Raw genomic sequence first — 21,448 nt, forward strand, 5'->3', positions numbered from 1 at the left:
GCGTCAGGGCCGCTGACGAGGCGGCGTCCACGTCCCCGGGCCGCCCTCCCCCAGCCGGGACTCCAGCCGTCCGATGGCCGCCCGCACGCCCTCGGCGTAGCCGTCGTCGGTGAGGGCGGTGGCGGCTTCCCGGGCCCACCGCAGATGCGTGCGGGCGGCGTCGGTGTGCCCCAGTCCGGCGTAGTCGTCGGCCAGGTTCAGGTGCAGGGAGGGGTAGAGGGCGGTCACCGCTGTCACTGCGAGGGCCTCCCCCCTGGCCTCCTCGGCGGCAGTCAACGCGCGCAGGTCCCAGGCCAGTTCGTCCGCAGGGTCGTCCTGGGTGTCGGCGAGGTAGTGGGCGAGGGTGCAGCGGTGCAGCGGATCGCCGTGCTCGCCGATCTCCGCCCACAGGCCGAGGAACCGGTGCCGGGCCTCCTCCCGGTCCCCCGCGTGGTGCAGCATGACCACCTGCCCGATCCGGGTCAGCACGGCATCCGGCGCCGTCTGCTCCTGCCGCTCCGCCACGACGCCCTCCGCGCACTCGCCGACTGTTGCACCGACGCTAACCGCGGGCGGGGGCGATCCGGCGCAGGCGGCTCCGGACATCATCGGGCCCGTCTCGGCACGGCCCTGCGAGCGGCTGCTCTCAGCCCAGGTTCGGGATGGTCCAGTCGATCGGCGTGTGCCCGTGCGCCGCCACCGCCTCGTTGATCTGCGTGAAGGGTCGCGAGCCGAAGAACTTCTTCGCCGACAGGGGCGAGGGATGCGCGCCCTTGACCACGATGTGCCGGGACTCGTCGATCAGCGGGAGCTTCTTCTGCGCGTAGTTGCCCCACAGCACGAAGACCGCCGGGTCGGGGCGCTCGGCCACGGCCCGGATCACGGCGTCGGTGAACTTCTCCCAGCCCCGGCCCTTGTGCGAGTTGGCCTCGCCGCCACGGACCGTGAGGACCGCGTTGAGCAGCAGCACGCCCTGCTCGGCCCACGGCATCAGATAGCCGTTGTCCGGGATCGGGGTGCCCAGCTCCTGGTGCATCTCCTTGTAGATGTTGCGCAGGGACGGCGGGATCCGCACGCCCGGCCGGACCGAGAAGCACAGACCGTGCCCCTGGCCTTCGCCGTGGTAGGGGTCCTGACCCAAAATCAGGACCTTGACCCCCTCGTACGGCGTGGCGTCCAGTGCCGCGAAGACCTCTTCGCGCGGCGGGTGGACGGGACCCTTCGCCCGCTCCTCCTCGACGAACTCCGTCAGCTCCTTGAACCAGGGCTGCTGCAGCTCGTCGCCCAGAACCCCGCGCCAGGACTCGGGCAGCATGGCGGTGTCGGTCACGTCAACGTCCTCACGATGTGCGGTCACTTCCAGGCCTCAGAACCTACAGGCGACCACTGACAACGCACCCGGGAGAGCCCGGTGCCGGACCGCCTACCAGGCGGTCTTGCGGTGCAGCTCCCACATCATCATGATCGTCGACGGGTCCAGGGCCCGCTCCGCGCCCGAGACGTCCCGGCTGGCCGCCACGTACTGCCGTCCCTGCCACAGCGGCAGCAGCCGCGCGTCGTCCACGAGGATCTGCTGGGCCTCCTCGAACTCCTTCTCCACGTTCGCGCGGTCGCTCTCGCGGCGCGAGCGGGGCAGCAGGTCGCCGGTGATCTCGGGTGCCGGGTAGGGGGTGCCGAGGGCGTTCTGGTCGCCGACGAACGGCGCGATGAAGTTCTCGGCGTCCGGGAAGTCGGGGAACCAGCCGCGCCCGAAGACCGGGTACTCGCCCTTCCGGTAGCCCTCGACGTACGTCTTCCACGGCCGGCTCTTCAGGCGGATCGTGAACAGGCCGGATGCCTCGAGCTGGCGCTTCAGCTCCTCGAACTCCCCGGCGGTCTCGGAGCCGTAGCGGTCGCTGGTGTACCAGAAGGTGAGCGGGACGCGCTGGTTGATGCCGGCCTCGGTGAGGATCTTGCGGGCCTTGGCGACGTCGGGGTCGCCGTAGTCGTCGAAGAAGCCTGTGGTGTGGCCGGTGAGGCCCTTGGGGACCATGGAGTACAGCGGGTCGACGGTGTCCTTGTAGACCTTGTGGGCGATCGCCGCCCGGTCGACGACCTGCGCGATGGCCTGGCGCACGGCCTTCTTGTTCGCCCAGGAGTCCTTCGGGTTGAACACCAGGTAGTTGATGTCGGTGCCGGTGCCCTCGACGAGCTGGATCTCCTCGTCCTTGGAGGACTTGCTCTGCAGCTCGACCACGTCACCGGCCGCCAGGCCGCGGTAGGTCACGTCGATCTCCTTGTCACGCAGCGCCGTCACCATGGCGTCGGAGTCCTGGAAGTAGCGGACGGTCACCGCGTCGTTCCGGCGCTCCGCGTAGCCCTTGTAGGAGTCGTTGCGGACCAGGACGGCCTCTTTGCCGTCGGAGTACGTATCGAGGGTGTAGGGCCCGGACCCGACCACGTCGTCGCCCTTGCGCAGGCTGTCGTCCGGGTAGGCGTCCGGGGACACGATCGACATGGCGGGGGTGGCGAGCACGAACGGGAAGGTCGAGTCGGGCTTGTTGAGGTGGAAGATCACCTCACGCGCGTTCGGCGCCTGGACCCGCTCGAGACTGCCCAGGAGTCCCGCGGGGCCGCCGTTGACGTTGATCTTCCGGATCCGGTCGAACGAGTACTTCACCGCCTGGGCGTCGAGCGCGTCACCGTTGGAGAACGTCAGGCCCTCGCGCAGCTCGCAGCGGTAGACCTGGTTCGAGGAGTCGCTGAAGCCGCAGCTCTCGGCGGCGTCCGGCTGAGGCGTGCTCGCGCCCGTCGGATAGCTCAGGAGCGTCTGGTAGATGTTCCGGAACAGCTCCCAGGAGCTGTCCCACGACGCGGCAGGGTCGAGCGTGCTGGGCGCGCTGGTGGTGCCCACGACGATCGGTCCTTCGTCCTCCGGGGTGTCGGACGACAGCACGCCACATCCGGCGAGCAGGGCCGATATGGACGCGATGGCCGCCACCCGCCGCAGGCATCGGTTCCGCTTGAACACGCGCACGCTCCTCGATCTGCCATACCAAGGGTCGGCAGACCATACCGCAGTGCCGCGCCCCCTGACCCTCCCCGTCCATGACCTCTTGATCGATAAACCTTTGACGACGTTGTCATCGCACTTTGCGGTTTCTTTACGCGGACACGGGCGCCGTCCGTGTGGGACGAGCGCCCGTGCCGAGCCGCGCGCGCGGTCCCGGTCAGCCGGTTCCGGCGTTGAGGAAGATGCCACCGTCGACGACGAGCGTCTGGCCGGTGACCCAGTCGGACTGCCCGGAGGTGAGGAACGCGGCCGCGCCCCCGATGTCGGAGGGCACACCGAGCCGGCCGAGCGGGTAGGCCGCCGCGGCCTCCTCCTCCCGGCCCTCGTACAGGGCCTGGGCGAACTTGGTCTTCACGACGGCCGGGGCGATCGCGTTGACCCGCACCTTGGGCGCGAACTCGTGCGCGAGCTGCACGGTCAGGTTGATCATCGCGGCCTTGCTGATGCCGTAGGCGCCGATGAACGGTGAGGGCGAGAGGCCCGCGACGGAGGCGATGTTGACGATCGCGCCGCCGTTGTCCTTCTGCCAGGCGTGCCAGGTCCGCTGGGCGAAGCCGAGCGCCGAGACGACGTTGGTCTCGAACACCTTGCGGGCGACGTTCAGGTCGAGGTCGGCGATCGGCCCGAACACCGGGTTGGTACCGGCGTTGTTGACCAGGTAGTCGACGCGGCCGAAGGCCTCCATCGTGCGCTCGACGGCGAGGGCCTGGTGGGCCTCGTCGTGCGCCTTGCCCGCCACGTACACGGCGCGGTCGGCGCCGAGCTGCTCGACGGCCTCCTTGAGGGCGTCCTCGTTGCGGCCGGTGATGCACACGCGGTCGCCGCGCGCGACGAGGGCCTCGGCCACGCCGTAGCCGATGCCGCGGCTGGCGCCCGTGACGAGGGCGACCTTGCCGGAGAGTTCCACGGAAGTCATGTTCTTCGTCCTCTAGTCGAGCGGTCCGCCGGCCACGTACAGCACCTGGCCGGACACGAACCCGGCCGCCTCGCCGGTGAAGAAGGCGATGGCGTTGGCGATGTCCTCCGGCTCACCGACCCGGGCCACCGGGATCTGGGTGGCGGCGGCGGCCTTGAAGTCCTCGAAGCCCATGCCGACACGGTCGGCGGTGGCCTTGGTCATCTCGGTGGCGATGAAGCCGGGGGCGACGGAGTTGGCGGTGACGCCGAACTTGCCGAGCTCCTTGGCGAGGGTCTTGGTGAAGCCCTGCAGGCCGGCCTTGGCCGCGGAGTAGTTCACCTGACCGCGGTTGCCGAGCGCGGACGACGAGGACAGGTTGACGATCCGGCCGAAGCCCGCGTCCACCATGTGCTTCTGGCAGGCCTTGGACATCAGGAAGGCGCCGCGCAGGTGCACGTTCATGACGGTGTCCCAGTCGGAGACGCTCATCTTGAACAGCAGGTTGTCGCGCAGCACGCCCGCGTTGTTGACCAGGATCGTCGGGGCGCCGAGCTCCTCGGCGATCCGCGCGACGGCCGCCTCGACCTGCGCCTCGTCGGAGACGTCGCAGCCGACGGCGATGGCCTTGCCACCGGCGGCGGTGATCTTCTCGACGGTGTCCTTGCAGGCCGCCTCGTCGAGGTCGAGCACGGCGACCGCGCGGCCCTCGGCGGCCAGTCGTACGGCGGTGGCGGCACCGATGCCGCGCGCGGCACCGGTCACGACGGCAACCCGCTGCTCAGTGGTGGACATGACTGCTACTCCTCAGGTGAGCGACCGCTTAGTACCTTCAGTGGGTGTGACGCTAGAAGCCCTGGCACGCGGTGTCAACGGCCGAGGGCGGCATGTGATCCATCACCCGGCCCCACCTGGCCCGGTGGCCTCCCCGGCGACACCCGATCGGCCCATGGCGGCGCGCCGCCGCACTCCTCGGCGCCTAGCGTCGGGAGTGCGAGCCACTCATGGCCGGAAGGGAGGCGCTCCATGCGCCGTCGCACCGGTGTCATGGGCGCGCTGTTCGCGATCGTCGCGATCGTGCCCCTGGCCGACCCCGCTCACGCCCGGCAGGACCTGGACTGCCGCGACTTCGCCTTCCAGGAGGACGCCCAAGCCGTCTTCGACGCGGACCAGAGCGATCCCAACAGGCTGGACGAGGACCAGGGCCCCGACGACGGCGTCGCGTGCGAGGCGCTGGCCCGCCGCGGGATCATCAACCCCACGACGTCGCCCACCTCGCCCAGCCCCTCCGCCAGTCCGTCCGTGAGTCCCTCGACCAGTCCCTCCGCTCCCGTCACCACCTCGCCCACCAGCACTCCGAGCCGGGGTGTGCGGGGCGGCCTCGGGGGCGCGGTGGCCTCGGGGCCGAGCGACTGGGACATCGCGATCGGGCTGACGTTCGCGGTGGGTGCCGTTCTCGCCGCCGGTCACGTGGTGAGGCGACGCCGTCGCTGACGGGCCGGGCGTCGTCACCTGACCAGCAGGTCCAGCAACCGCTCGGTCTCCGCCGCCGGGTCCGTGGTCAGGCCGGTGTGCACCGGGCCGGGCTGGACGATCGTGGAGCGGGGGGCGACGAGCCAGCGGAAGCGGCGGCCCGGGTCGTCGGAGGCCGCCTGGCCGGCCGCGCTCCCACCCGCGCACAGGTTCTCCACGGCGCCCAGGGCGTCCCGGACCCCGGCCACGTCGGCCAGGGGGTCGAGGGCCAGCAGGCGGGTCTCGTCGAGGTGGGTGCGGGCACCGACGTAGGCCTCGGCACGGCAGTAGACCAGGACCCCCGCGTTGATGCATTCGCCGCGTTCCACGCGCGGGACGACGCGCAGGACGGCGTACTCGTAGACGTGGCGGTCCCGGGGCCCGCCCTTGATGATGTGCCGGTCGTTCACTTCAGCCCCTGGATGCGGTCGTGGATGACGGCGGCCCGTGCCAGCAGAGGGCGCGCGTAGGCCTGCCGCAGATCGTTTGGCGTGGCGAAGCCGGGTTCGTCCGTCAGCCAGGTGTCCGGGATCTGCGCGGTGACGCCGGCGAGCAGTTCCTCGGTGACCAGGGGCGCCAACTCGGCGGCGGCGGAGGCGACATCGGGCCCGAAGGACGCCAGCGCGTGGTCGGAGGCGTCGTACGGGCGGGCGGCCGAGGCCTCCACGCCCGGCCAGTTGTGATGCCAGATCATCGTCGCGCCGTGGTCGACGAGCCACAGTTCGCCGCGCCACCTCAGCAGGTTGGGGTTGCGCCAGGAGCGGTCGACGTTGTTGATCAGCGCGTCGAACCAGACCACACGGCCGGCCTCCTCGGGGCTCACGGGGAACGCGAGCGGGTCGAAGCCGAGCGCGCCGGAGAGGAAGTCCATGCCGAGGTTGGTGCCGCCGCTGGACCGGAGCAGGCTCTGCACCTGCTCCTCCGGTTCGCCCAGCCCCAGATCCGGGTCGAGCGCGATGGTGACCAGACGCGGCATCCGCAGCCCCAGCCGCCGGGCCAGTTCCCCGCAGACCACTTCGGCGACGAGTGTCTTGCGGCCCTGCCCCGCGCCGGTGAACTTCAGGACGTAGGTGCCGAAGTCGTCCGCCTCGACCAGACCCGGCAGCGAACCGCCCTCGCGCAGGGGCGCGATGAAACGGGTCGCGATCACTTCCTTGAGCATCGCCCCAGGTTACTGACGCGCCCGGCGACGGTGGCGACGGCCCGGCGGTTGCGGGCCGGAACCCGACAGCAAGCCGACAGCTCCGCTTTACCCGTGTCCTTCCCCGGACGGGTCAGGATTTCGGCAGCGTCTGAACAGCCGGTCCCCAGGGGCCGTACCTCTCGGCAGATCACGAATCCCCCCGGAAGGAACGTCAGCATGACCAGCGAATCCGTTCAGCCGATGTCGGGACCGAGCCGCCGCACCGTCGTCGCGGCGGTCGGCGCGGCGGGACTCACCGTGGCGCTGACGGCGTGCGGCTCGGAGGACAAGGCGTCCGACCCGTCCACCGAACAGGGTGCCGCCGGTGGCGGCGCGACGAACGAAGGGGGCGGTTCGTCCGCCGGGGCGGGAGCCGGCGGTGCGGCACTCGCGAAGACCGCCGACATCCCCGAGGGCAGCGGCAAGATCTTCAAGGACGAGAAGGTCGTGGTCTCGCAGCCGGCCGCCGGTGACTACAAGGCCTTCTCGACGATCTGCACCCACCAGAAGTGTCCGATGGTGGACCTCAAGGACGACATCATCTCCTGCGCCTGTCACGGCAGTCAGTTCTCCGTCCTGGACGGCAGCGTGAAGAAGGGACCGGCGGTCGAGCCACTGGAGGCGAAGCAGATCAGCGTGAAGGGCGACTCCATCACGCTGGCCTGACGTCCCGCGCACGCTCCAGGCACGCCAGCACCTCGTCCGTGGTCGCGACCGTGGCGACCAACGCGAGGGTGTGGCGGATCATCGCGGGGGTGTAGTCGGCGGGCACTCCCGCGATGGCGTCCGCCGGGACGACGACGGTGTAGCCGCGGTTCACCGCGTCGAACACGGCATTGGGCACGGCCACGTTGGCCGATACGCCGGTGACGATCAGCGTGCGGCAGCCCAGGTTGCGCAGCAGCGGATCGACGTCGGTGCCCTGCAGGGGCGACAGCCCATGCAGGCGCCGGACGACGAGGTCCTCGTCGGCGACCTCGATCGGAGCGGCCACCCGTACCGCCGGCGTGCCGGTCAGCTGCTGGACCGGCAGCCGTGCGGCGGCGCGGAAGAGGCGGGCGTTGCGGCTGGCGCCGCGGCCGTCGGGGCGGCGTTCGGCGACGGCGTGGACGACCTGGACGCCGCCGTCGTGGGCGGCGTCCACGAGTCGGGCGACGTTGGCGAGGGCTCCGCCGGCGCGTGCCTGTTCGGCGAGTTCGGGCAGGGCGCTGTCCGTCCCGACGACGCCCTCCTGGCACTCGACGGTGAGCAGCACGGTGGTGCGCGGTTCGAGGAGTTCGCTGAGCGCTGCGTACGAGGGCACGGTTTTCCCCCTGTCACCGGCGGCCGGGCGGGCGAGCGTAGCCACCATTGCGCACGGACGGAAGAGCACTCATCCTTTTCTGACGTGATGTCAGAGGATCTCCTCTGGCACGACGTGGGAGAAAGAGGGGGAGCATGACCGTCACCCAGCAGCGCAGGGGCCGGAAGATCATGATGACGCCGGGCGAGCTGGACGAGTTCCTGACCACCCAGCGCACCTGCAGGGTCGCCACGATCTCGGCCGGCGGGGCGCCGCACGTGAGCACGCTGTGGTTCGTCTGGGACGGCACCTCGATGTGGCTGTACTCGGTCGTGCGCAGCAAGCGCTGGACCGACCTGCGGCGCGATCCGCGGGTGGCGATCGTGGTCGACACCGGCGAGGAGTACGACGAGCTGCGCGGCGTCGAGCTGTCGGGCACCGTCGAGTTCGTGGGCGAGATACCCCGCACGGGCGAGCTGCGCGCCGAACTCGACGTCCCCGAGATGCTGTTCGCGAGGAAGAACTTCCGCTTGGAGGAGATGCCGCACGACGGCCGGCACGCCTGGATCCGTCTGACTCCCGAGAAGATCGTCTCCTGGGACTTCCGCAAACTGTCCGGGCAGTAGCCCCTCCCCGGAAACGTCAGCCGACCCTCTCCCCCGCCGCCCTCAGGGCCTTCACCGCCGCACGGATCGACGGGCGGCGGTCCGCGTCCGCACGCCAGACGACGTACACATGCCGTCGGACCCGCTGCCGGAGAGGGACGGTCACGACACCGGCGGGGACGGGGTGGCGGCCCAGCAGCGGGGCGATGCACACCCCGAGGCCCGCGGCGACCAGGGCGAGCTGCGTGTGGGTCTCGGCGGCGCGATGGCCGACGATCGGCTCGACACCCTTGGAGCGGAGGGTGAACATCAGCCACTCGTGGCAGAACTCGCCGTCGCCCCAGGTGATCCACTCGTCGTCGGCGAACTCGCCGAGGTCGACCTCGCCGCGCCCCGCGAGCCGGTGGTCCGCCCGCAGGGCGACCTCGGCCGGGTCGTCCAGGATCGATGCCTTGACCAGGCCCTCGGGCAGTGCCATCGGCTTGTTGTACCAGTCGAGCACGACGGCGAGGTCGAGGTCGCCGCGCACGACACCGGCGATGCCGTGCTCCGGCTCCAGCTCGCAGGAGCGCAGCCGGAGCGCGGGGTGCTGCTCGCGCAGTGCGGCCAGCGCGTGCGGGAACAGCCCCCGCGCGGCCGTCGGGAACGCCGACAGCCGCAGCTCGCCGACGACCTGCCCGCGCTGCGCCTCCAGGTCGGACTGGGCGAGTTCCACCTGGGACAGGATGCGCGCGGCGTGCTCGGCGAGCAGCCGGCCCGCGTCGGTGAGCCGCACTCCCCGGCCGTTCTTGGCGAGGAGCTGTTGACCGACCTCCCGCTCCAGCTTGGACAGCTGCTGCGAGACGGCGGACGTGGTGATGTGCAGGCCCTCGGCCGCACCGCTCACCGAGCCGTGCCGAGCGAGGGCGTCGAGGGTCCGCAGGCGCTCCAGGTTCAACATGTAAGCAATGCTACGCGGTACCGGGTGCGAAATCTCGGTTGTGCTACGAGGTTCCGTTGGCGCATCGTGGCTGCCATGAGCACCGTGACCACTCCGGCCGACCGGACCGCCGCCGCCCCTCCCGCACCGCCCCGCCGCCTCCTCGACTGGCGCCTCCGGTTCGCCGCCCTGTCTCTGATCTGGGGCTTCAGCTTCCTCCTCATCAAGGTGGGCACCCAGACCTACGCGCCGTTCCAGGTGACGCTCGGGCGGCTGGTCTTCGGTACCGCGGTGCTGGCCGCGGCGATGGCCGCTCGACGTGAGCGGCTGCCGCGCGGGGCGCGCGTCTGGGGGCATCTGACGGTCGCCGCCTTCCTGCTCAACGCCCTGCCGTTCTCGCTCTTCGCGTACGCCGAGCTGACCATCCCGTCCGCCCTCGCGGGCATCTGCAACGCCACTTCGCCACTGTGGGGCATGGCTCTGTCGCTGGTCGCCCTGTCGGAGGACCGCCCGACCCGGGTGCGGGTCGCGGGGCTCGGGCTGGGTTTCCTCGGGGTGCTCACGGTCCTGGGCGCCTGGCAGGGCTTCCACGGCCTGGACGCCACCGGCACGGCACTGGCCCTGCTGGGGTCCCTCAGCTACCCGATCGGCTGGATCTACGTGCGCCGCACCCTCGCCGGCACCGGTCACTCGCACCTGTCGATGACCGGCGCGCAACTGCTGCTCGCGACGGCCCAGTTGGCCGTCGTCACCCCGCTGTTCACGACCCTGCCGACCCGCCTGTCCGTCGTGCCGCTGCTGGCGGTCGCGGCCCTGGGCGCGCTGGGCACGGGCCTCGCGGTGCTCCTCCAGTACGGCCTGGTCGCCGAGGTCGGCCCCACGACCGCCCAGATGGTCACGTACTTCATCCCGGTCATCGCCACGGCCGCGGGCGTCGCACTTCTCGGTGAGGGGCTCACCTGGTCGACGCCGGTCGGGGCGGTGATCGTGCTGGCCGGGGCGGCACTCACGCAGATCCGGCCGAAGCCCGGGCCGGGAGCTCGGCAGTAGCCGCGCGGGCCCGGCCGCTCGGGCCCACGCCTCAGCAGGAGCTCCCCACGGGACCCGGCCCCTCAGACCTGCATCGCGGCATGAGCCCCGCACGGGACCCGGCCCCTCAGACCTGCGTCGCGGCATGAGCCCCGCACGGGACCCGGCCCCTCAGACCTGCGTCGCGGCATGAGCCCCGCACGGGACCCGGCCCCTCAGTCCTGCGTCGCGGCAGACGCTCCACGCAGGGCCCGGCCGCCCAGCCGAAGTCTCAGTCGTAGCTCCGCGCGGGGGCGGGGCCCAGGGCCGAGGCGATCGCGTCGGCCAGCCTCTCGATCTCGCCGTCGACGAGGGTCGAGACGGTGACCCGGATGCCGGGCGGCGCACTCAGCCGGAAGCGGGCACCGGGAGCCACGGCCCAGCCGGCGTGCAGCAGCCGGGCGACGGCGCCGGTCTCGTCCGGCACCGGCACCCAGACGTTCATGCCGCTGCGCCCGAAGGCCGCGACCCCGCGCCGTTCGAGCGCCTTGATCAGCGCGTCCCGCCGCCGCCCGTACGACGCCGCCACCTCGGCCGTGTCCACCGCCCCGTCGGCCCACAGCCGCACCAGGGCCCGCTGCATCAGCCGGCTCACCCAGCCCGGTCCGAGCCGGTGCCGCCCGCGGACCCGGTCGACGGTGACGGCGTCCCCGGTGAGCAGGGCGAGCCGAAGATCCGGGCCGTAGGCCTTGGCGGCCGAGCGCACGAACGCCCAGTGCCGGGTGACTCCGGCCAGCGGATGGAGGGGCACGTCGACGATGCCGTGACCGTGGTCGTCCTCGATCAGCAGGGTCTCCGGGTACGCCCGGAGTACGGTTCTCAGTGCACGCGCGCGTGCCGAACTCACCGCCGCGCCGGTCGGGTTCTGCGCCCGGTCCGTGACGATCAGGGCCCGCGCCCCGGCCTCCAGCGCCCGCCGCACGTCCTGCGCACACGGCCCCTCGTCGTCGACGCGGACGGGCACGGTCCGCAGCCCGAGCGCGGGCACGAGGTCGAGGGTGCGGCCCCAGCCGGGGTCCTCGACGGCGACGGTGTCACCGGGCTTGAGATGGGCCGCCAGCACCCGCTCGACGCCGTCGAGGGCCCCGGAGACAACGGCGAGCGGCCCGTCCGGCACGCCGTCGGCGTCGAGTCCGGCCCGTGCGATCCGGGCCAGTTCCGGTTCCACGGGGGTGTCACCGTAGAGCACGGGCGCCCGGTCACCCTCGGCGGCGGCAGCAGCGAACGCGCCCGCGAGCGGCGGCAGCAGCGCCGGGTCCGGATTGCCCTGCGCGACGTCCCGCACCCCCTCGGGAACGTCCACCCGGAAGTGCTCCCGCCCGGTCGTCGCCGGTGCGGGCCGCACCCGGCTGCCGCGCCGCCCCGCCGTCTCGATGACCCCGCGCTCGCGCAGGGTCCGGTAAGCGGCCGCGACCGTGTTGGGATTCACCCCCAACCGCTCGGCCAGCTCCCGCATCGGAGGCAGCAGTTGACCCGGCTGCAACTCACCTGCTCCCACCGCGCGCTCGATGCTCGCGGAAATGTCCGCTGCGCGACGCCCACTGATCCGATACTCTCCTAGCACAAAGCCAATTATGCACTAGTGCAATGGAGAGCGCCATGCAGGGGACCGCGCAGACGCCGTCGCAGCCCGACACCGCCTACACCCCGACCGACCGCACCGTCCCCACCCGCTCCCCGGACCGGGCCTCGTACGACAAGGACCTGGTGCACTCGATACTCGACGAGGCCTACGTCTGCCACCTCGGGTTCGTCCGCGACGGGGCGCCCGTCGTGCTGCCCACCCTGTACGCCCGGGTCGGCGAGCGGCTGTACGTGCACGGCTCGACGGGTTCGCGTCCGCTGCGGGCAGCGGGTCAGGCCGACCCCGGCCTCCCGGTCTGCCTGACGGTCACCCACGTCGACGGTCTGGTTCTGGCCCGTTCGGCCTTCCACCACTCGATCAACTACCGCTCCGTGGTGGTGCACGGCGTCGCCCATGACGTGACGGACCCCGAGGAGAAGCTGCGGGCCCTGGACGCGCTGGTCGACCACGTCGTGCCCGGCCGCTCGGCGGACTCGCGCCCCGCGAACAAGAAGGAACTGGCCGCCACGGCCGTGCTCCGCCTGGACCTGGACGAGGTCTCCGCGAAGCTGCGCACCGGCGGCGTGAACGACGAACCGGAGGACCTCGCCCTGCCGCACTGGGCCGGCGTCGTCCCGGTACGGCGCACCTACGGCACCCCGCTCTCCGACCCGGGCCTGGCCCCCGGCACCGAGCTGCCCGGCTACCTCGCGACTCTGTGATGCTGATCCACCCCTGGGACGCGCCCCGCGGCGACACCGAATGGCAACGGTGGCTGGCCGACCACGACTTCGGCCAGCTCGCCGTCAACGGCCTGCCGGGCGAACCGCCCCACGTCCAGCCCCTGCACTTCGCCTACGACGCGGGGCGCCGCGAGGTCGTCACCCACCTCGCCCGCCCCAACCCGCTCTGGCCCGCGCTGGAGGCCGCCCCTGACGTCCTGCTGAGCGTGGTCGACGACTACGTGTTCGTACCCGGCCCCTGGCAGGCCGCCCCGGACGTCCCGCCCGAGCACGGCACTCCGACGAGCTTCTACGCGGCCGTCCAGCTCCGCTGCCGCGCCCATGTCGTGGACGACCCGGCACAGAAGGCCGCGCTGCTCAACCGGCAGATCGACCACTTCCAGCCGCGGGGCGGATCCGCACGGGCGGCGGCGGGCGAGGCCCCGTACGGCAGGATGCTCGCCGGCATCCGCGGCCTGCGTCTGGAAGTCACGGCCGCACGGGCCAAGTTCAAATACGCCAACCACAAGCCGGCCGAGGTCCGGGAACGGATCGCAGCGGGTCTCGCGGCCCGTGGCGGTCCGGGCGACTCCAGGGCCCGCGACCATCTCCTGCGCCGACAGGAGCCGTAGGCCGCGGGCCCCGCCTCACGCTGCCATCACCGGTTCCTCTCCGCTCCGCCCGCCCCGGGCCTCCCCCACCGCCAGGCCCGCCACCGAGCACAGCATCAGCAGGGTCCCGGCCAGCGTCGCCGCCGTGAGGTGCTCGCCGAGCAGGACGACGGCGAGCACCGCCGCGCTCACCGGTTCGAGCAGCATGATCACCGAGACGGTGGCGGACCGTACGACGGCCGCGCCCGCGAAGTAGAGGCCGTAGGCGAGTGCCGTGGGGACGGCGGCGACGTAGAGCAGCAGGAGCAGGAGCCGGCCGGGTTGCCCGGTGTGCGGCAGGAGTCCCTCGGCGAGGGCGAACGGCAGCAGGCACAGGCTGGTGACGGCGAAGGCCCCGGCGGTCGTCCGGGTGGCGTCACCTTCGCCGTCGCGGCCCCACCGGCGGGTGAGCAGGGTCATCGCGCTGTACCCGGCTGCGGAGAGCAGGGCGAGCAGCACACCCGCCGGGCGCACGGTCGTGCCGTTGCCCCCGAGGACGAGGACCGCGAGGCCGGCGAGGGCGCCCAGGACGGCTGCGGTGCCGCCCCGGCCCAGTCGCTCGGCCAGAGTCAGCCGGGCGCCGAGCGCGATGAGGACGGGCCCCGCGCCCAGCGTGACGACGGTGGCCACGGCGAGGCCGGTGGCGGAGACGGCCGCGAAGTACGCCGTCTGGAAGACGGCGAGCCCGAGCCCGGTGACCCCGGCCCGCACCGCCCGGCGGCCGAGCGGCTGCCGCACGGGGTCCTGGGCGCTCGGCCGCAGCAGGCGCACGATGAGCAGCAGCACGAGGCCGGCGGCGCAGCGCCAGAAGGACAGGGCGACGGGCCCCAGGTCACTGGCCCGGTAGACCAGGGAGGCGGCAGCGCCCGCGGTGCCCCAGGCGACACCGGCGACGATCAGATAGAGGAGGCCTCGCCCGACGGGCAGGCCGGAGGCGGTGTTCGACACGTGTTCTCTCCGCAGACGCGCACGGCATGCCGCGCCCGCGTCGGGCGGCGGCCGGGTGCGCGGAAGTTCGGGAAGGGCCCCGGATCAATCGTGATCAGCGGGGTCCGCGGACCTCGTCTGCGGGCAGCACCGTTCTGCGCGGCGGCGCATCGCCGGGCGCGGTTTCCGGAGGGCCCGCCTCAGGCGGCCGGAGGCGGAAGAACGAGTGCGTTCGAAGGCATGATCGACACCTTAGGCGCTGGTACCGCGCCTGGACAATTCCCTTTCCGGGCCGCCGCTCGCCACCGGTTGCCCGGATCCCTTCGAGGGCGTCGAGGACTGCGCGATGAACGCGCCCACCAGCACGATCGCCCCACCGGCGATCTGCGGCGCCGAGAGGTGCTCGCCGAGCAGGACCCAGGCCAGGACGGTGGCGATGACCGCCTCGAGACAGGCCACGACCCCGGCGACCTGCGGGGAGAGCCGGCGCACGGAGATCACACCGGTGACGTAGGCGACGACCGTGGCGACCAGGACGATCCACGCCAGCAGCACGACGGCGGCGACGGGCCTGCCGTCCATGCTCGCCGTGCCCCCGAGCACCGACCAGTCCATGGTCCAGGGCCGGGCGACGACGGTCAGCACGGCCGCGCCGACCAGCAGTCCGTAGGCGATGACGCCGAGCGGGTCGGGCGCCTCGTCCCCGGCGTCGCTGCCCTGGTCGGACAGGACGAAGTAGCCCACCTGGCAGCAGGCCGCGCCGAGGGCGAGCAGCAGCCCCAGCGCGTCGAACCCGAGGCCCGACCACACCTCTACGACACAGGCGAGCCCGCCGACCGCGAGCACGACACCGACGGCCGCGGCGCGCGTCACGGGCCGCTTCTGCACGAACCGCACCCAGCCCAGCACCAGCGCGGGCGCCAGGTACTCGATGAGCAGCGCCACCCCGACGGGGATCCGGGAGAGCGCCGCGAAGTAGCAGGCCTGGACACCGGCGACGGCCAGCAGCCCGAACCCGGCGAGCAGCCCGGGGCGCCTGCGCAGCAGCGCCCGGTGCCGCACGGCCAGCGGCAGCATGACCAGGGCCGCCCCGGCCACCCGCAGCCACACCACGTGCAGCGGGTCCAGACCCGCCTCGATCAGCGGCTTGGCCGCGACGCCGGATCCGCCGAAGGCCACCGCGGACAGGAGGGCGAGTCCGAGCCCCACACCCCTGCCGCGCCCGCTCACGCTGCTGTCAGTCGTACGCACCGGCACATGATGACAGGCCCCGACAGGAGCGTCATCCCCTATGACACCTGTCTCACAGCCTGGACGGGACGACCCGGCCCCACGCCGTACCGCTCAGTGGGCGGCTTCGCCGCACTCCTCGGTGCTGCCGGACCGGCCGTCCAGCCGGGCCAGCACCTCGTACGGGTCGATTCCTGCCCGTCCGAGCACCTCGACCGCACGCGCCTGCGGGTCGGTGACGATCGCCGCGAGCAGGTCCGTGCCTCGAGCCGGTCCGCCGCGCTCGGCGGCACGCTCGCAGGCGTACTCCATGCACGCGGCGGCGAGCGGCGAGAAACCCGCCGTCCCCGTCGCCGCGGGGACGGCGCCGGAGTCCTCGACTCCGCTCTGCCAGCGCAGGCCGTACCCGATGCTGCGCTGGACGAGATAACCCAGCAGACGCGCTGTCTGCGCCCCCTCGACGAACGCGGCACGCGCCTGCGGATCGGACTCGAGCAGCGAGTGGAGCAGATGAGCGGTGTCGATCTGCCGGTCCCCGTCCCGGACGGCCCGGCGGCGGGCACCACCGACCACCGACGCCAGCTCGTCACTGAGCCCGGCATCGTCGTCCACGCGCTGAATGCCGTGCTCATGGGCCGACCGGCAGGGGATACGGGATTGCACATCCCCTAGCCCACCAGCCTCCCGGGGCCCGCGTCATCCACGGTACGAAGCATCTTCGCGTCCCACGGGAAGTGGACTCCGCCGGCCCGCATCTCCTCCTTGCGGAGGAGATCAGGCGGATTCGGGTGGAGATCCCGATCGACCTGACAGCTCGTCAGTATTGAACATTGCGGCCGCCGCGGCTACGGTCCGCGACACCCGGCCCGATACGAAGAGGTGGTCGCATGACCGAAGTCAGCGCGGAGGCCCGCATCGGGGCACCGGCCGGCACGGTGTGGGCGAAACTCACCGACTGGTCCGCGTACGGCGAATGGAACGCCACCCACACGAGCTTCCCGGCGGGCGGCCCGGAACCCCTCGAAGTGGGCGCGACGTTCCAGGAGAACATGCGGCTGATGAACTTCCCGGCCGAGGTGGCGTGGACCGTGGAGGAACTGAAGCCCGCGCGGGTGCTCGCCATCCGCGGCAAGGGCCCGATGGCGGTGACCGTCGCCACGCGCTACACCCTCACACCCGACGGCGACGCCACGACGGTCCGCATCGACGGTGAGTTCACGGGCGCGACGGTGTCCCTGATGGCGGGCAAGCTCAAGGACTCGGCGACGGCCGCCCTGCACGAGTCGCTGCACAAGCTGGACGGGCTGGTGACCTGACACCCCGGCACGCCGAAGCGCCCCCGGACCACTCCGGGGGCGCTCCTTCTACGACGCGGCTCTCTTCAGCCGGGCGACTCAGTCCTCGTCGGCGAGGATGAGATACAGCTTCTTACGAGCCTCGTTGATGACCCCCAGGGCCTTCTCCCGCTGCTCCTTGCTGCCGGTCTTCCAGACCTGGCCGAAGGCCTCCATCAGACCGAAGCCGGCCTGGCGGATCTCACCGAGAGCCTCCCAGTCGACACCGCGCGAGGCTTCCTCCCAGGGAGCCTCGGGCCCCTCCCCGGCGGCCTCGCCGCCCGCCTTTGTGAGCGAGAACAGCTTCTTGCCGCCCTCGGAGGCACTGGCGATCAGCCCCTCGTCCTCCAGCAGCTGGAGGGTGGGGTAGACCGAGCCGGGGCTGGGCTTCCACGCCCCGCCGCTGCGCTCGGCGATCTCCTGGATCATCTCGTAGCCGTGCATCGGCCGGTCCTTCAGCAGGGCCAGGATCGAGGCGCGTACGTCACCGCGCCGCGCCCTCCCCCTGGGTCCTCCGCGCCCTCGACCGCCCCAGGGGCCCGGCCCGAAGCCCGGTCCACCGGGTCCGCCCCAGCCGGGGCCGCCCGGGCCACCCGGCCCGAAGGGGCCGAAGGCCGCGCGCAGCCCTTCGAAACCGCCCCGCCCGCGATGCGGGCCGCCGTGATGTCCATGTCCACGCTCGAATCCGTGGGTACGCATCGCAACCACTCTCCATTCCATCGTTGATCTGTCGCGATGCTTCAACGATATATCGGTAACGCTCGAACGACAAGGCTCTTTCCGATGCTGTCCGCCCACGGAATCGGGCCAGTGGGTGCGAATTGGCCTTGGCCTGCTGCTTCGTGGGCGCCCTAGCTTTCGGTGTATGCGGATCCGAATCGTCGACGCCTTCACCGATCGCCCCTTCTCCGGCAATCCGGCCGGGGTCCTGCTCCTGCCCGGCGCGGACGCCTTCCCGGACGACACCTGGCTGCAGAACGTCGCCCTGGAGGTCAACCACGCCGAGACGGCCTTCGCCCACCCACTCCCGGAGGGCTCCGAAGCGGACTGGGCGCTGCGCTGGTTCACTCCGGCCACCGAGGTCGCGATGTGCGGCCACGCCACCCTCGCCACCGCCCACGTCCTGCACACCACCGGCGCCCACACGGGGCCGGTGCGGTTCGCCACACACAGCGGCGTCCTCATCGCCACGCCCGCAGCGGACGGCTCCGTCACCCTGGACTTCCCGACGGCCCCGCTCACCCGTATCGACCCGCCCGGCGGCCTCGCCGAGGCGCTGGGCGCGGAGGTGCTCACGGTCCTCGACACCGGCCCGAACGTCGGCGACCTGCTCGTCGAGGTCGCCGACGAGAAGACGGTGCACGCCCTCACCCCGGACCTGGCGGCCCTCGCCGTCCACTCCGAGCGCGGTGTGATCGCGACGGCCCTCGCCGAGGACACGGCCGCCGGGCACGACTTCGTCTCTCGCTGCTTCTTCCCGAACGTGGGCATCGACGAGGACCCGGTGACCGGCAGCGCCCACACGGCACTCGCCCCGTTCTGGTCCGGGCGCCTGGGCCGCTCCCGGCTCACCGGTCTCCAGGCCTCACCCCGCTCCGGCCGGGTCCGTACCGAGCTGCGCGGCGACCGCACCCTGCTGACGGGCACGGCGGTCACCGTCATCGAGGGCGAGTTGCTGGCCTGAGACAAGTAAAGGGGCGTACGACACCGTCGTACGCCCCTTCGCCCACTGATTCACGCCGTCGGCAGCCAGCCCACCTTGCCCGCCAGCAGCGCGTACCCGACGAACGCCCCGATGTCGAGCAGCGAGTGGGCCACCACGAGCGGGCCGACCCGCCCCCAGCGGCGGTAGAGGTAGACGAAGACGACGCCCATGACCATGTTGCCGACGAAGCCGCCGATGCCCTGGTAGAGGTGGTACGAGCCGCGCAGAACGGAGCTGCCGACCAGGGCCGCCGTCGGGGTCCACCCCAGCTGGCCCATGCGGCGCAGCAGGTAGCCGACGACGATCACTTCCTCCAGCACGGCGTTCTGGATCGCCGAGAGGATCAGCACCGGGTACTTCCACCACACCGCCGGCAGCGCCTCGGGCACCACGGTGAGGTTGAAGCCGAGGCCGCGGGCCGCCAGGTAGAAGGCGATGCCGGTGCTGCCGATGACCGCGGCGATCGCGGCGCCGCGGCCGAGGTCCGGCCAGGGGCGGGTGCGGTCGAAACCGATCGTGCGCAGGCTCGCGGCCTCGCGGAGCAGGAAGTGGGCGACGAGTGCGACGGGCACGAGCGCCGTGGTGATCCCGAAGAGCTGCCAGGCGAGGTCGAGCCAGGGCCGGCCGGGCGCGGCCGAGGCGTTCATCGTGGCCGCCTGGTCCTTGAGGCCGCCCGGCTTGGTGACCGACCCGATGAAGCTGATCAGCGCCGACAGTCCGCTCGCGCCCAGCGACAGCGCGAGGACCAGCAGGGTCTCGTTGCGGAGCATCCGCCGTGAGAGCCCCTGCTGGGGAATGGAATCGCCCACCGGGCTCGCCTCCGCCTGCACACCCGCCTCCACTTCACCGACCTGTCGGATCAGTATGGCGGCAGCGCGATGTCACCCCTGAGGCGGCGTCGGTCCGGCGACACGGCCTCACGGCCTCAGCCCGGAGACAGCGCCTCGCGGCGTCAGCCCGGTTCGCGGCGTCAGGATCGCGACGTCACCCCAGCCGCCCCGCCCCGCAGCGATAGGCCCGGCATGTGCCGCCACCCGGCGCCACCGCCTCGCAGCGGCCACCCCGTCTCAGGGGATCACCCCGGCGCCACCGCCTCGCAGCGGCCACCCGCCTCACGGCGTCAGCCCAGCGACACGGGTTCCGGCAGCCCCACCGGCCAGCTGTGCACCGGCTCGCCCTTGTGCATCAGCTCGCGGTAGCGCCGGGTCGTGGCGGCCAGCGCGTCCTCCCGGGACAGGCCCGCGTCCAGCGCCTTGTGGAAGGTGGCGGCCTGCCAGCTCGCCCCGTTCACCCGGCGCCGGCACCGCTCCTCGATCACGCCCAGGTACAGATCGCGGTCGGCCGGCTCGACGCCCCAGGCGTCCAGCCCGGCTTCGGCGAGCGGCAGCAGTTCGTCGCGGATCAGGCTCACCGCGTCCACCTGGGCGGTGCCGCTGTAGCGACCGCGCCGGGGCCAGGTGAAGCGGGCGTCGATGCCGTCCTTGCACGCGGCGTCGAAGTTGGCGGCGGCCGCCTCGAAGGGCATCCGGGACCAGACCGGCCGGGACTCCTCCGCGAGCGCCCGGACGACGCCGTAGAAGAAGGCCGCGTTGGCGACGACGTCGAGGACGGTGGGCCCGGCCGGCAGGACGCGGTTCTCCACGCGCAGATGCGGGACGCCGTCGGCGATGCCGTACACCGGGCGGTTCCAGCGGTAGATCGTGCCGTTGTGCAGGACGAGTTCGGCGAGCGAGGGCGTGCCGCCCTGGTCGAGCACCTCGAGCGGGTCCTCGTCGTCGCAGATCGGCAGAAGGGCCGGGTAGTAGCGCAGGTTCTCCTCGAAGAGGTCGTACGCCGAGGTGATCCAGCGCTCCCCGAACCAGGTGCGCGGCCGGACGCCCTGAGCCTGGAGCTCGGGCGGGCGGGTGTCGGTGGACTGCTGGAACAGCGGGGGCCGCGACTCGCGCCACAGTTCGCGCCCGAAGAGGAAGGGCGAATTGGCACCGACGGCGATCTGCGCGGCGGCGACCGCCTGGGCCGCGTTCCACACGTCGGCGAAGCGGGCCGGGGTGACCTGGAGATGCAGCTGCACAGAGGTGCAGGCGGCCTCCGGCGCGATGGACTTCGAGGTGCAGCTCAGGTGCTCCACGCCGTCGATGTCGAGGGTGAACTCCTCGCCGCGGGCGGCCACGATCTGGTCGTTGAGGAGGGTGTACCGGTCGACGTCGGAGAGGTTCGACGACACCAGGTCGTCACGGTCGAGAGTCGGCAGAATACCGATCATCACGATGCCCGCGTCGACCTCGCCCGCTTTCCGGTCGGCATATGCCAGCGACGTACGGAGTTCCTCCGCGAGGCGGTCGAATACCCGACCCCCGAGACGGTGTGGAGGAATGTTCACTTCCAGATTGAACATGGCGAGTTCTGTTTGGAAATCGCGACTCGCGATGCGTTCGAGGACTTGTCCGTTCAACATTTTCGGCATGCCGTCGGCGCCCGCGAGATTCAATTCGATCTCCAGACCCATGAGGTTCTTGGGCCGATCGAACCGCTTCTCCGCCAGGAGTCGCTCCAAGCCCGTCAGACACTGACGCAGCTTGTCGCGGTAGCGCTGCCGATCGGACAGGTCGAACCGCCCTGCCACGACCTTCTCCCCCATCGAAGCGTCCCTCCTTGGATGATGCGGGCCGGGATCCGGCCGACGGGGCCCCGGTCAGGTGGAGGATGCCCAGCGAAAGCGATCGATAACGTCCCGGGCGGACCCGGCGACCGCTACGCTGGGCGAGTGTGACCGGTGGCACATTCACTCGGCATGACGCACAGGACAGGTTTCGGGCCTCGG

At 71.9% G+C, this 21,448-nt stretch carries 24 protein-coding genes; 8 read left to right on the plus strand and 16 right to left on the minus strand.

Going from position 1 to position 21,448, the window contains the following annotated elements:
- Window positions 1–3 precede the first annotated feature (3 nt).
- The 5 genes from ABTX60_RS31200 to fabG all read right to left on the minus strand — a co-directional run bounded on the left by ABTX60_RS31200 (window position 4) and on the right by fabG (window position 4,721).
- Window positions 4–504 (minus strand): hypothetical protein, encoded by a 501-nt coding sequence (locus ABTX60_RS31200; protein ID WP_352100358.1) that lies wholly within the window; start codon window positions 502–504, stop codon window positions 4–6.
- Between the two features lie 121 nt (window positions 505–625).
- Complete coding sequence (locus tag ABTX60_RS31205) at window positions 626–1,309, minus strand: uracil-DNA glycosylase (protein ID WP_352100359.1); 684 nt, start codon at window positions 1,307–1,309, stop codon at window positions 626–628.
- Between the two features lie 93 nt (window positions 1,310–1,402).
- On the minus strand, window positions 1,403–2,989 hold the full coding sequence (locus ABTX60_RS31210) for an ABC transporter substrate-binding protein (RefSeq protein WP_352100360.1): 1,587 nt from the start codon (window positions 2,987–2,989) through the stop codon (window positions 1,403–1,405).
- Between the two features lie 199 nt (window positions 2,990–3,188).
- Window positions 3,189–3,947, minus strand: a complete 759-nt coding sequence (locus ABTX60_RS31215; protein WP_352100361.1) for an SDR family oxidoreductase — start codon at window positions 3,945–3,947, stop codon at window positions 3,189–3,191.
- 12 nt (window positions 3,948–3,959) lie between these two features.
- Window positions 3,960–4,721 (minus strand): 3-oxoacyl-ACP reductase FabG, encoded by a 762-nt coding sequence (gene fabG / locus ABTX60_RS31220; RefSeq protein WP_020270157.1) that lies wholly within the window; start codon window positions 4,719–4,721, stop codon window positions 3,960–3,962.
- A gap of 231 nt (window positions 4,722–4,952) precedes the next feature.
- Between fabG and ABTX60_RS31225 the strand changes: the two genes are divergently transcribed.
- Entirely contained in the window at window positions 4,953–5,420 is a 468-nt protein-coding gene (locus ABTX60_RS31225; protein ID WP_352100362.1) for an excalibur calcium-binding protein, read from the plus strand.
- 14 nt (window positions 5,421–5,434) lie between these two features.
- Here the strand turns inward: ABTX60_RS31225 and ABTX60_RS31230 are convergent, their stop codons facing one another.
- Together ABTX60_RS31230 and ABTX60_RS31235 are read right to left on the minus strand one after the other, a co-directional pair.
- Window positions 5,435–5,848, minus strand: coding sequence for a DUF3037 domain-containing protein (locus ABTX60_RS31230; RefSeq protein ID WP_352100363.1), 414 nt, complete (start codon window positions 5,846–5,848; stop codon window positions 5,435–5,437).
- Window positions 5,845–6,600 carry a HipA family kinase gene (locus ABTX60_RS31235; RefSeq protein ID WP_352100364.1) on the minus strand — a complete coding sequence of 252 codons (756 nt, stop codon included), beginning with the start codon at window positions 6,598–6,600 and terminating at the stop codon, window positions 5,845–5,847. Before ABTX60_RS31235 ends, ABTX60_RS31230 begins: the two co-directional genes overlap by 4 nt.
- A gap of 198 nt (window positions 6,601–6,798) precedes the next feature.
- On the opposite strand from ABTX60_RS31235, the gene ABTX60_RS31240 reads away from it, so the two are divergent.
- Window positions 6,799–7,287: a Rieske (2Fe-2S) protein gene (locus ABTX60_RS31240; RefSeq protein WP_352100365.1), complete on the plus strand. Its 489-nt coding sequence runs from the start codon at window positions 6,799–6,801 to the stop codon at window positions 7,285–7,287.
- Here the strand turns inward: ABTX60_RS31240 and ABTX60_RS31245 are convergent.
- Window positions 7,274–7,924, minus strand: coding sequence for a cysteine hydrolase family protein (locus tag ABTX60_RS31245; protein ID WP_352100366.1), 651 nt, complete (start codon window positions 7,922–7,924; stop codon window positions 7,274–7,276). The two genes, ABTX60_RS31240 and ABTX60_RS31245, sit on opposite strands and share 14 nt — an antisense overlap.
- A 134-nt stretch (window positions 7,925–8,058) precedes the next feature.
- On the opposite strand from ABTX60_RS31245, the gene ABTX60_RS31250 reads away from it, so the two are divergent.
- Window positions 8,059–8,529 carry a pyridoxamine 5'-phosphate oxidase family protein gene (locus tag ABTX60_RS31250; protein ID WP_352100367.1) on the plus strand — a complete coding sequence of 157 codons (471 nt, stop codon included), beginning with the start codon at window positions 8,059–8,061 and terminating at the stop codon, window positions 8,527–8,529.
- Between the two features lie 16 nt (window positions 8,530–8,545).
- Here ABTX60_RS31250 and ABTX60_RS31255 read toward each other — a convergent pair whose 3' ends face one another.
- Window positions 8,546–9,448, minus strand: coding sequence for a LysR family transcriptional regulator (locus tag ABTX60_RS31255; RefSeq protein WP_352100368.1), 903 nt, complete (start codon window positions 9,446–9,448; stop codon window positions 8,546–8,548).
- 75 nt (window positions 9,449–9,523) lie between these two features.
- Between ABTX60_RS31255 and ABTX60_RS31260 the strand changes: the two genes are divergently transcribed.
- Window positions 9,524–10,477, plus strand: a complete 954-nt coding sequence (locus ABTX60_RS31260; RefSeq protein ID WP_352100369.1) for a DMT family transporter — start codon at window positions 9,524–9,526, stop codon at window positions 10,475–10,477.
- 250 nt (window positions 10,478–10,727) lie between these two features.
- Here the strand turns inward: ABTX60_RS31260 and ABTX60_RS31265 are convergent, their stop codons facing one another.
- Window positions 10,728–12,059: an aminotransferase class I/II-fold pyridoxal phosphate-dependent enzyme gene (locus ABTX60_RS31265; protein WP_352100370.1), complete on the minus strand. Its 1,332-nt coding sequence runs from the start codon at window positions 12,057–12,059 to the stop codon at window positions 10,728–10,730.
- 35 nt (window positions 12,060–12,094) lie between these two features.
- On the opposite strand from ABTX60_RS31265, the gene ABTX60_RS31270 reads away from it, so the two are divergent.
- Both ABTX60_RS31270 and ABTX60_RS31275 read left to right on the plus strand, forming a co-directional pair.
- Entirely contained in the window at window positions 12,095–12,781 is a 687-nt protein-coding gene (locus ABTX60_RS31270) for a pyridoxamine 5'-phosphate oxidase family protein (protein ID WP_352100371.1), read from the plus strand.
- Entirely contained in the window at window positions 12,781–13,413 is a 633-nt protein-coding gene (locus ABTX60_RS31275) for an FMN-binding negative transcriptional regulator (RefSeq protein WP_352100372.1), read from the plus strand. Before ABTX60_RS31270 ends, ABTX60_RS31275 begins: the two co-directional genes overlap by 1 nt.
- 15 nt (window positions 13,414–13,428) lie before the next feature.
- Here ABTX60_RS31275 and ABTX60_RS31280 read toward each other — a convergent pair whose 3' ends face one another.
- The 3 genes from ABTX60_RS31280 to ABTX60_RS31290 all read right to left on the minus strand — a co-directional run bounded on the left by ABTX60_RS31280 (window position 13,429) and on the right by ABTX60_RS31290 (window position 16,251).
- Complete coding sequence (locus ABTX60_RS31280) at window positions 13,429–14,379, minus strand: DMT family transporter (RefSeq protein WP_352100373.1); 951 nt, start codon at window positions 14,377–14,379, stop codon at window positions 13,429–13,431.
- Between the two features lie 231 nt (window positions 14,380–14,610).
- Window positions 14,611–15,615 (minus strand): EamA family transporter, encoded by a 1,005-nt coding sequence (locus ABTX60_RS31285; protein ID WP_352100374.1) that lies wholly within the window; start codon window positions 15,613–15,615, stop codon window positions 14,611–14,613.
- 87 nt (window positions 15,616–15,702) lie between these two features.
- Window positions 15,703–16,251: a Clp protease N-terminal domain-containing protein gene (locus ABTX60_RS31290; RefSeq protein ID WP_502992434.1), complete on the minus strand. Its 549-nt coding sequence runs from the start codon at window positions 16,249–16,251 to the stop codon at window positions 15,703–15,705.
- Between the two features lie 224 nt (window positions 16,252–16,475).
- Here ABTX60_RS31290 and ABTX60_RS31295 point away from each other — a divergent pair, with 224 nt between their 5' ends.
- Entirely contained in the window at window positions 16,476–16,904 is a 429-nt protein-coding gene (locus ABTX60_RS31295; protein ID WP_352100375.1) for a type II toxin-antitoxin system Rv0910 family toxin, read from the plus strand.
- Window positions 16,905–16,982: 78 nt separating this feature from the next.
- Here the strand turns inward: ABTX60_RS31295 and ABTX60_RS31300 are convergent, their stop codons facing one another.
- Window positions 16,983–17,621 (minus strand): PadR family transcriptional regulator, encoded by a 639-nt coding sequence (locus tag ABTX60_RS31300; RefSeq protein WP_352100376.1) that lies wholly within the window; start codon window positions 17,619–17,621, stop codon window positions 16,983–16,985.
- 166 nt (window positions 17,622–17,787) lie between these two features.
- Between ABTX60_RS31300 and ABTX60_RS31305 the strand changes: the two genes are divergently transcribed.
- Window positions 17,788–18,606 (plus strand): PhzF family phenazine biosynthesis protein, encoded by an 819-nt coding sequence (locus ABTX60_RS31305; protein WP_352100377.1) that lies wholly within the window; start codon window positions 17,788–17,790, stop codon window positions 18,604–18,606.
- 50 nt (window positions 18,607–18,656) lie between these two features.
- Here ABTX60_RS31305 and ABTX60_RS31310 read toward each other — a convergent pair whose 3' ends face one another.
- Window positions 18,657–19,457, minus strand: coding sequence for a CPBP family intramembrane glutamic endopeptidase (locus tag ABTX60_RS31310; RefSeq protein ID WP_352100378.1), 801 nt, complete (start codon window positions 19,455–19,457; stop codon window positions 18,657–18,659).
- A gap of 290 nt (window positions 19,458–19,747) precedes the next feature.
- Window positions 19,748–21,265, minus strand: a complete 1,518-nt coding sequence (locus tag ABTX60_RS31315; RefSeq protein WP_352100379.1) for a glutamate-cysteine ligase family protein — start codon at window positions 21,263–21,265, stop codon at window positions 19,748–19,750.
- Window positions 21,266–21,448: the final 183 nt, after the last annotated feature.

This window comes from Streptomyces sp. NPDC126510 (genome assembly GCF_040302345.1).
GTDB lineage: Bacteria > Actinomycetota > Actinomycetes > Streptomycetales > Streptomycetaceae > Streptomyces.

Coding starts and splice junctions, on each gene's coding strand:
- fabG (WP_020270157.1), bottom strand. CDS start 4,721: ATGTCCACCACTGAGCAGCGGGTTGCCGTCGTGACCGGTGCCGCGCGC.
- ABTX60_RS31260 (WP_352100369.1), top strand. CDS start 9,524: ATGAGCACCGTGACCACTCCGGCCGACCGGACCGCCGCCGCCCCTCCC.
- ABTX60_RS31275 (WP_352100372.1), top strand. CDS start 12,781: ATGCTGATCCACCCCTGGGACGCGCCCCGCGGCGACACCGAATGGCAA.
- ABTX60_RS31250 (WP_352100367.1), top strand. CDS start 8,059: ATGACCGTCACCCAGCAGCGCAGGGGCCGGAAGATCATGATGACGCCG.
- ABTX60_RS31295 (WP_352100375.1), top strand. CDS start 16,476: ATGACCGAAGTCAGCGCGGAGGCCCGCATCGGGGCACCGGCCGGCACG.
- ABTX60_RS31305 (WP_352100377.1), top strand. CDS start 17,788: ATGCGGATCCGAATCGTCGACGCCTTCACCGATCGCCCCTTCTCCGGC.
- ABTX60_RS31255 (WP_352100368.1), bottom strand. CDS start 9,448: ATGTTGAACCTGGAGCGCCTGCGGACCCTCGACGCCCTCGCTCGGCAC.
- ABTX60_RS31215 (WP_352100361.1), bottom strand. CDS start 3,947: ATGACTTCCGTGGAACTCTCCGGCAAGGTCGCCCTCGTCACGGGCGCC.
- ABTX60_RS31225 (WP_352100362.1), top strand. CDS start 4,953: ATGCGCCGTCGCACCGGTGTCATGGGCGCGCTGTTCGCGATCGTCGCG.
- ABTX60_RS31270 (WP_352100371.1), top strand. CDS start 12,095: ATGCAGGGGACCGCGCAGACGCCGTCGCAGCCCGACACCGCCTACACC.
- ABTX60_RS31300 (WP_352100376.1), bottom strand. CDS start 17,621: ATGCGTACCCACGGATTCGAGCGTGGACATGGACATCACGGCGGCCCG.
- ABTX60_RS31315 (WP_352100379.1), bottom strand. CDS start 21,265: ATGGGGGAGAAGGTCGTGGCAGGGCGGTTCGACCTGTCCGATCGGCAG.
- ABTX60_RS31235 (WP_352100364.1), bottom strand. CDS start 6,600: ATGCTCAAGGAAGTGATCGCGACCCGTTTCATCGCGCCCCTGCGCGAG.
- ABTX60_RS31240 (WP_352100365.1), top strand. CDS start 6,799: ATGACCAGCGAATCCGTTCAGCCGATGTCGGGACCGAGCCGCCGCACC.